We start from the raw sequence: 8,492 nt of genomic DNA, 5'->3' as shown, positions 1-8,492 counted from the left end.
CGCCATTTGGCTTGGTTTGCCCCTTTTTCTTTATGGGCATTTTCCAGCCTCTTTTTTTTGGGCGCGCGCGCGCGTTTCCCCCCCCGCGGCTGGTGCGCGCGGTGAAGTGCCGGTGGGCGCGGTGATTGCCGGTCCCGATGGCCATGTTCTGGCAGCGGCAGGCAACCGCACCCGTGAATTGCACGACCCCAGCGCCCATGCCGAAATGCTGGCCATCCGCGCCGCTTGCGCCGCGCTCGGCAATGAGCGGCTGACCGGCCACACACTGCATGTCACGCTCGAACCGTGCGCCATGTGTGCCGCTGCCATCGCCGCCGCCCGGATTGCCACGCTGGTCTATGGTGCCGCCGACCCCAAGAGCGGCGGCGTCGATCATGGCGCCCGCATCTTTATCCACGCCCAGTCGCACCATGTCCCGCAAGTGATCAGCGGCATCGGCGAGACTGAGGCTGCGGCGCTGCTCAGGGCCTTTTTTGCGGATCGTCGCCAAGACTGAGCCCGCCGGCGCGCATCCAGCCAGCCATTGCAGCGTTCACAGCTTCGGGCGCATCCTGCTGAACCCAGTGCGAAGCGTCCGGCAGGCGCACCAGCGTGAAATCTCGTACCAGAGGGCCATATCCCCGGGTATTGGCGATATCGATTGCCACGTCCTGCTCGCCCCATATCATCAGCGTCGGCACTTCGATGTGCCGGACCGGCTCGTCCAGCACGCTGGGGAAATTGGCGCGGTACCAGTTCAACATCGCCGTCAATGCGCCCGGCCCGCTCGCGTTGCTGCGGTAATGGTCGATGATCTCGGGCGGGAACATCGCCTTGTTGACCGCGCTGTCGGTGAAGGCCCGGCCGACCGCGCGCGCGCCGCCGGCACCAAGCAGGGCTTCGGGCAGCCACGGCAGCTGGAAGAATGCGACATACCAGCTCTTGCGCTTCTGCGCCCAGCTGGTGCGCAACACATGTTGAAACACGTGCGGGTGCGGCACGTTCATGATGACCAGACCGTCCAGCAGCGCCGGTTGCCGCTGGGCCAGCACCCAGGCAACCAGCGCCCCCCAGTCATGGGCGATCAGCAGGCGCCGCCTGGCACCCAGCGCATCGAACATCGCTGCGGCATCGGCGACCAGATGATCGATGTGATAGTCGCGGCGCGCCGCCGGCCGGCTGCTGCCACCATAGCCGCGCTGATCGGGCGCCACCGCGTGCCAGCCCATGTCGGCCAGCATCGGCAACTGGTGACGCCATGAGCGCCGGCTTTCGGGAAAACCGTGCAGGCACAGCGCCACGTCCGGCCCCGACCCGCATTCATCAATGTCAAAATGCAGGCCATTGGCGGTGATAGTGCCGCTGGTGATGTCAGGCATTGAAATTCAGCCGCAGGCCCGGCCTTGGCCAACGGCATTTCGCCAATTTGCCAGTCGTCGACAGGCAGACCCAGGCGTCCATCATGTCGTCGCCGCCAAAGCAGATGTTCGTCGTCAGCAGGTCCGGGAAGGCAAAGAATTCCTGCGCGCCCGTGAGCGGATCCACCGATGTCACCCCGGCGCTCTCGATCAGCGTCGCCTGGGCGATGTTGCCGTTCGCCTCTATCGCGAGGCTGTCGAGATAGGTCTTGTTCGGCCATGTCGTCACGAACCGGCCCGGCACTGCGGCCAACGGCGATGGCGCCACCGTTCCCGGTCCAGTCACGTCAAATTCCAGGATGACCCGCCCCGCGGTGACTGCGGCATATATCTTGGTGCCATCGGGCGACAGGCCCACGCCGTTGAGGTTGGGGCCATGGACTGCGCAGACGCAGCTGCTGCCATCGACCTTGCCATAGAACAGCCCGCCCTTGGTCTCGTGATGCGGAAAATGCTTGCCCAGATCGGTGAACCAGAAGCCGCCGTCCCGGTCGAAAACGATATCATTGGGGCCGGACAATGCCAGGCCATCGTCGGTGCGGTCATAAAGCCGCTCGACCGCGCCGGTGGCGATATCGACCCGCTCGATACGGCCCGTTGTATAGTCGGCGGCGGCATTGCCGGGCAGCAGCATGCCGCCCTGCTCATACCATTCGAAGCCACCGTTGTTGCAGACATAGATGGCGCCATCAGGGCCGATGGCAGCGCCGTTCGGCCCGCCGCCGGTTGTCGCCACAGTCTCCATAGTGCCATCGGGCCATAACCTGGTCAGCTTGCCGGCCTTGATCTCGACAAAGATGACGGAGCCGTCGTTCATCGCGATAGGGCCTTCGGGAAAGGCCAGTCCTTCGGCAACGATGGTGTGCGGGTGCATCGACTCTCTCCCTGTCCGGCAATTTGCGTGATGGTGCCGCGCCCGGCGCCGCCGCGCCAGCGCCCATATAGCGGGCTGTCAGAATTGAGCGGGCAAAATCGCGCGGGCAAGACCGGGCGGAAAAACCGCCTCTTTCCGCATGGGCCGCGAATGGCCTACAGCAGGAGCGGACAAGGCCGTGACAACTCATGGCCGGAACCGGGGGAGACAGCGTTGCTCGATTTCAGTGCAGCCTCAGCGCGGCCTGCTGCCTTTGGCGGCCCCGTCATCGGCCGTGTCATCGGCGTCTTTGCCGGCGGATTCCGCCTGCGGCTCGATCCGGAGGCAATCGCGCCCTTGAAGCACAGCGGCGACCCGGTGCTGGCCACCACCGGCATGCTGGGCAGCCTGGTCAAGCTTGAAAGCAGCAATCTGTGGGTGATCGGCTGTCTGCGCGGCGTCGAAGCCGGCCCCGAAGGCCCTGAAGCCCTTGTCGATTTCCTTGGTGAAACCGACATTCTGGATGACGGCGGCGTCAGCCATTTCCGGCGCGGCGTCGGCACCTTTCCAAGGTCTGGCGACGGCGCCCATGCGCTCACTTCGGCCGAAACCACCGAAGTCTATTCCACCGATGGCCGCGCCCGCATCGAGGTGGGCGTGATCTATCCGACCGGCAGCGTGCGCGGTGCCATCTATTTCGACACGTTCCTGTCCAAGAATTTCGCCATCGTCGGATCGACCGGCACCGGCAAATCCACCGCCACGGCGCTCATCCTGCACCGCATCATCGAACAGGCGCCGCAAGGCCATGTCGTCGTGATCGACCCGCACGGCGAATATTCGGCAGCCTTTAGTGAACAAGGCGTTGTCTGGAATGTCGACAACCTAGAGCTGCCCTATTGGCTGATGAACTTCGAGGAACATTGCGAGGTTCTGCTGACCAGCGAAGGGTCCAACCGCGACATGGACCGCGATATCCTGGCGCGCTGCCTGCTGAACGCGCGTGCAAAAAGCATGTATGCTGAAGGGCTGATCAGCGTCACCGCCGATACGCCGATCCCCTATCTGATGTCGGCGCTGATGGATGCCCTGGTCGCCGAATCCGGCAAGATCAGCGAAAGCGCCAACGCGACCAACTTTCTGCGGATCCGCAGCAAGTTGGAGCAGCTGCTGCGCGACCCGCGCCACCAGTTCATGTTCGACCGCCGCTACAGCACCGACACCATGGCCGATTTCATGAGCCGGATCCTGCGCCTGCCCGCCGATGGCCGGCCGATCTCGATCATCGACCTTTCGGGCGTGCCGTCCGCTGTCGTCAATGCCGTGGTCAGCGTGCTGGCGCGTATCGTGCTTGATTATGCCGTCTGGTCGCGCGGCGAGACCAAGCGCCCCATCGTGCTCGTCTGCGAGGAGGCGCACCGTTACATCCCGTCACGCAGCATTGCCAAATTCTCGCCTGTGCGCGACGTGCTGGAACGCATCGCCAAGGAAGGCCGCAAATATGGCGTGTCGCTTGGCCTCGTCACCCAGCGTCCGTCCGATCTTGCCGAAGGCGCGCTGTCCCAGTGCGGCACGTTCGTGTCGCTGCGGCTCAACAACGAACGCGACCAGCAATTCGTCAGGAACGCTTTTCCCGAAGGCGGCAAGTCGATGCTCGATGCGCTGCCGGCGCTTCGCAACCGGGAATGCATCATTTCAGGCGAAGGCGTGGCCGCGCCCATTCGTGTCCGGCTCGACGATCTGGACCCATCAAAGCGCCCGGCGTCGAGCGACCCGGTTTATTCCGAACTCTGGGCCACCACAGGCGGCGAAGGCGAGAACCTGGCGCGCATCATCGGTCGCTGGCGCGCGCAGATTCGCTGAGGAAAATCAGGCCTTTTTGACTGCTGGCGCCTTTTTCTTGGTCGCAGGCTTCTTGGCGGCCGGTTTTTTCGCAGCCGCCTTTTTGGGAGCAGCTTTTTTTGCGCCCTTCTTCGCTGGCGCGGCTGCCGCCTTGGCGTCGATCAGCGCCACGCCGGCTTCCAGCGTCACGTCTTCGGGCGCTTGCGATTTTGGCAGCGTCGCATGGGTGGTGCCGTCACTGACATAGGGGCCATAGCGTCCGGCCAGCACCTTGAGCGCCAGTCCCGAGACCGGGTGCACGCCAAGCTCCTTCAGCGCCGTCGCTGCGCCGCGCTGCGGCCGCCCGCCGCCCGCTGCCGCTTCGGCCAGCCGCACCACTGCGGCATTCATGCCGGTTTCGAACACTTCGGCGGTGTTGGTCAGGCGGGCATATTTGCCGGCATGGGCCAGATAAGGCCCATAGCGGCCGATGCTGGCAGTGATCGGGTCGCCGGTTTCGGGATGGTCGCCGATGGTGCGCGGCAGGCCGAGCAGCTTGAGCGCCCATTCAAGATCGTCCGGGCCTGCAACGGTGACATCCTTGGGGATGGACGCGCGCGGCGGCTTTTCGGCCTCGCCAAGTTGCACGAAACGGCCAAAGCGCCCCGAGCGCAGCGTCACCGGCTCGCCGCTGACCGGATCGGTGCCCAGCACCATCGGTCCGGCATTGTCGCCGGCTGCGCCATCGCTGGCAAAGGGCCGGGTAAACCGGCATTCGGGATAGTTGGAGCAGCCGACAAAGGCCCCGAACCGCCCGGTCTTGAGGCTGAGCCGGCCTGCCCCGCACGTCGGGCACAGGCGCGGATCGCCGCCATCAGCCAGCGCCGGGAACAGCAAGGGCGCCAGGAATTCGTCCAGCGCGACCGTGACGTCGGACGGCTTCAGTTCGAGGATTTCGCGCGTCTTGGGTGAAAAATCCGACCAGAAATCACGCAGCACCGTCAGATAATCGGCATCACCTGCCGACACTTCATCAAGCTTGGTCTCCAGCCCGGAGGTGAAGTCATATTCGACATAGCGTTCGAAAAACCGTTCGAGGAACGCCGTGACCAGCCGGCCCTTTTCCTCGGCATGAAAGCGGTTCTTCTCGACCCGCACATAGGACCGGTCCCGCAGGGTCTGCAGGATGCTGGCATAGGTCGATGGCCGGCCGATGCCCAGTTCTTCCATCTTCTTGACGAGGCTGGCTTCGGAATAGCGCGGCGGCGCTTCGGTGAAATGCTGGCTCGCTGCGATTTGCGTCACGGCGATGTTGTCGCCCACTGTCAAACGCGGCAGGCGGCGGCTGTCCTCGTCATCCTCGGCCCCGTCCTCGAGGCTTTCGGTGTAGACGGCCAGGAACCCCGGCGACAGCACGACCTGGCCAGTGGCGCGCAGGCCGGTCTGGCCGGCGGCATCGAACATGTCGACGGCGGTGCGTTCCATGCGGGCGCTGGCCATCTGACTGGCGACCGTGCGTTTCCAGATCAGGCCATAAAGCTTGTCCGCATCCGTGGCCGGACGCAGCGATGGCCGCCAGCCCAGATCGGTGGGCCGGATGGCTTCATGCGCTTCCTGGGCGTTCTTGGCCTTGCTGGTGTAGATGCGGGGTTTTTCGGGCAGTACATCGGGACCGCTGCCATAATCCTGAGCGATGACATCGCGCACGGCATGCATGGCCTCGGCGGCGATCTGGACGCCGTCGGTTCGCATGTAGGTGATGCGGCCTTCCTCATACAGGCCCTGTGCCACGCGCATGGTGTGGCTGGCGGTGAAGCCCAGCTTGCGCGCGGCTTCCTGCTGCAAGGTCGAGGTGGTGAAGGGCGGATAGGGGCTGCGGCTGGCCGGTTTGGTTTCAACCGCCGATACGGTGAAATGCCCCGCTTCGACTGCGCCGCGCGCCGCCATCGCCTGTTCTTCATTCGCCAGGTCGAAGCGGTCGAGCTTGCGGCCCTTGAGCACGCTCAGTTTGACCTGAAAGGCCGCGCCGGCACCAGCCTGGCCCCCAGCCTGACCCTGGCCTTCGACGCTCCAGTATTCGCGGGCGACATGCGCTTCGATCTCGCGCTCGCGGGTCGTGACCAGCCGTAATGCCACCGACTGCACGCGCCCGGCGCTTTTTGCGCCCGGCAGCTTGCGCCACAGCACCGGCGACAAAGTAAAGCCGACGAGATAGTCGAGCGCGCGACGCGCCCGATAGGCATCGATAAGCGGCTGGTCCAGCTCGCGCGGTGCCTGCATCGCGCGGGTCACGGCATTCTTGGTGATTTCGTTGAAGGTGACACGGCTGGCGCCGCCCTTGGGCACGGCCTTCTTGCCCTTGAGCCATTCGAGCAGATGCCATGAGATTGCTTCGCCCTCGCGATCGGGATCGGTGGCAAGGATGATGCTGTCTGCGCGCTTGGCGGCGTCGGAGATTGCCTTGAGCTGCTTGGCGCGGTCGGCCGACAATTCCCAGGCCATGGCAAAGTCGTTGTCGGGATCGACCGAGCCATCGCGCGGCGGCAGGTCGCGGACATGGCCGAAACTGGCCAGTACCTCATAGTCGCTACCGAGATATTTGTTGATGGTCTTCGCCTTGGCGGGCGATTCGACGATGACAAGCTGCATGGGTGTTTCAATTGTCCTTACGTGTACGCGCGAGGGTGGCGAGTGCGGGGCCGGCCCGTCAAGCCGGTGCTTTGGTCACAGCAGCGGACTTTGGCCGATTGCCACCTTGCCGCCGGCATGACGCGCCAGCCGGCCTTCCAGTTCCAGGTCAAGCAGCACGCACGCAACGCCGGCGGCAGGCATGGCAGTCAGGCGCACCAGTTCGTCGATGGCAACCGGCGTCGGCGACAGCAGCGCCAGCACCTCGGCCCGGATCGATTCGTCGGCGATTGTCTCGGGCACCGGCAGTGGGTCCGCGACCTGGAAACGCTGGCCGATCTGGTTGCCGGCGCCAAAGGCCGACAGCGCCTCGATGACATCGGCGGCGGTCTGGATCAACGTCGCGCCCTCGCGGATCAGGATGTTGCAGCCCTGGGCACGCGGATCGAGCGGCGAGCCAGGAACGGCCATGACTTCGCGACCGGCTTCGGCGGCAATGCGGGCCGTGATCAGGCTGCCCGAACGGGGCGCGCCCTCGACCACCAGAGTGCCGGCGGCCAGTGCCGCGATAATTCGGTTGCGGCGCGGAAAATGCCGGGCCTGTGGTTCTGTGCCGGGCAACTGCTCGGCCAGGATCAGACCCTTGGCTGCAATCTCGTCCATAAGCGCTGCATTTTCCGGCGGATAGGCAACATCGACGCCGCCGGCGACGACCGCGATCGTGCCGCCGGCCATCGCGCCTTGATGGGCGGCCGCGTCGATGCCGCGCGCCAATCCCGACACGACAACAAGGTCATGGTCCGACAGGTCATGCGCCAAAGACCGTGCCATGCGGATCCCCGCCGCACTGGCGTTGCGGGCGCCGACGATGGCCACGGCTGCACGGTCTGTCAGGCCGGTGTCGCCCCGCGCGTAAAGCGCCGGCGGCGCTGTCTCGAAACCGGACAACAGGGCCGGATAGTCCGGCGTGCCGAGGAACAACAGTTGCGCGCCCAGCGCGTTCAGCCCGGCGATTTCGTCCTCCGCCACATTGGCAGGGCAGACCGACAGGCTGCGCCCGCCGCGCCTTGCCAGATCGGGCAAGGCCCGGATTGCGGTTTCGGCATCGCCGAAGCGGGCGACCAGTTGCCGGTAGGTGACAGGCCCGATGCTTTCGGTGCGGATCAGCCGCAGGCGTGCGACGGCATCGGCTGGCAATCCGGCGCTCACGCCGATTTTTGCCCGATGCGGCTTTCGGTGCCGGCGCGCAGCCGGGCGATGTTGTCGCGGTGCTTCCAGAACAGCAGCGCCGACATCACCGCCAAGGCAATGGCAGAATGGCCAAAGCCCAGCGCCCATGCCCCCAGAGGCGCCGCCACAGCCGATGCAAGGCCGCCAACGGACGAATATCGGGTTGCCAGTGCGCCGCCCAGCCACGCCAGCAAGGCGATCACGCCGGCCATCGGCACCGCCGCCAGCGTCACGCCCAGCAGCGTCGCCACGCCCTTGCCGCCGCGAAACCCGAGCCACACCGGATAGCAATGGCCAAGGAACGCCGCCACCCCGGCGAGCATGCCAGCTTCGATCCCGCCATATTCGCGCGCCAGCAGCACGGCCAGCGCGCCCTTGCCGGCATCGAGCAGCAGCGTCGCGGCCGCCAGCGGTTTGTTGCCGGTGCGCAGCACGTTCGTGGTGCCGATATTGCCGCTGCCAACGGTGCGGATGTCGATGCCGATGGCGCGCGTGAGCAGCAGCCCGAACGGGATGGACCCGAGGAAATAGCCAAAAGCTAAGGCGAGTGCGGTGGTCATGGC

At 65.4% G+C, this 8,492-nt stretch carries 7 protein-coding genes; 2 read left to right on the top strand and 5 right to left on the bottom strand.

Translation table 11 applies throughout. The features are described from left to right. Positions 1–4 precede the first annotated feature (4 nt). Entirely contained in the window at positions 5–496 is a 492-nt protein-coding gene (locus RMQ73_RS13490) for a nucleoside deaminase (protein WP_409049878.1), read from the top strand. Here RMQ73_RS13490 and RMQ73_RS13485 read toward each other — a convergent pair. Together RMQ73_RS13485 and RMQ73_RS13480 are read right to left on the bottom strand one after the other, a co-directional pair. Beyond that, positions 462–1,358 (bottom strand): alpha/beta hydrolase, encoded by an 897-nt coding sequence (locus RMQ73_RS13485; RefSeq protein WP_310498821.1) that lies wholly within the window; start codon positions 1,356–1,358, stop codon positions 462–464. The two genes, RMQ73_RS13490 and RMQ73_RS13485, sit on opposite strands and share 35 nt — an antisense overlap. Next, entirely contained in the window at positions 1,351–2,271 is a 921-nt protein-coding gene (locus RMQ73_RS13480; RefSeq protein WP_310498820.1) for an SMP-30/gluconolactonase/LRE family protein, read from the bottom strand. The genes RMQ73_RS13485 and RMQ73_RS13480 overlap by 8 nt, the downstream gene beginning before the upstream one ends. Positions 2,272–2,484: 213 nt before the next feature. Here RMQ73_RS13480 and RMQ73_RS13475 point away from each other — a divergent pair, with 213 nt between their 5' ends. Beyond that, positions 2,485–4,113, top strand: coding sequence for a helicase HerA domain-containing protein (locus tag RMQ73_RS13475; protein ID WP_310498819.1), 1,629 nt, complete (start codon positions 2,485–2,487; stop codon positions 4,111–4,113). A gap of 6 nt (positions 4,114–4,119) precedes the next feature. Here the strand turns inward: RMQ73_RS13475 and topA are convergent, their stop codons facing one another. The 3 genes from topA to plsY form a co-directional block, all read right to left on the bottom strand. After that, positions 4,120–6,720, bottom strand: coding sequence for a type I DNA topoisomerase (topA, locus tag RMQ73_RS13470; protein WP_310498818.1), 2,601 nt, complete (start codon positions 6,718–6,720; stop codon positions 4,120–4,122). A gap of 75 nt (positions 6,721–6,795) precedes the next feature. After that, positions 6,796–7,914: a DNA-processing protein DprA gene (gene dprA / locus RMQ73_RS13465; protein WP_409049877.1), complete on the bottom strand. Its 1,119-nt coding sequence runs from the start codon at positions 7,912–7,914 to the stop codon at positions 6,796–6,798. Beyond that, positions 7,905–8,489 carry a glycerol-3-phosphate 1-O-acyltransferase PlsY gene (gene plsY / locus RMQ73_RS13460; protein ID WP_310498822.1) on the bottom strand — a complete coding sequence of 195 codons (585 nt, stop codon included), beginning with the start codon at positions 8,487–8,489 and terminating at the stop codon, positions 7,905–7,907. The genes dprA and plsY overlap by 10 nt, the downstream gene beginning before the upstream one ends. Positions 8,490–8,492: the final 3 nt, after the last annotated feature.

The organism is Sandarakinorhabdus sp., assembly GCF_031430775.1.
Classification (GTDB): domain Bacteria; phylum Pseudomonadota; class Alphaproteobacteria; order Sphingomonadales; family Sphingomonadaceae; genus Sandarakinorhabdus.
Note: the sequence above shows the minus strand (reverse complement) of the source record. Positions and strands in the feature narration are given on the sequence as shown.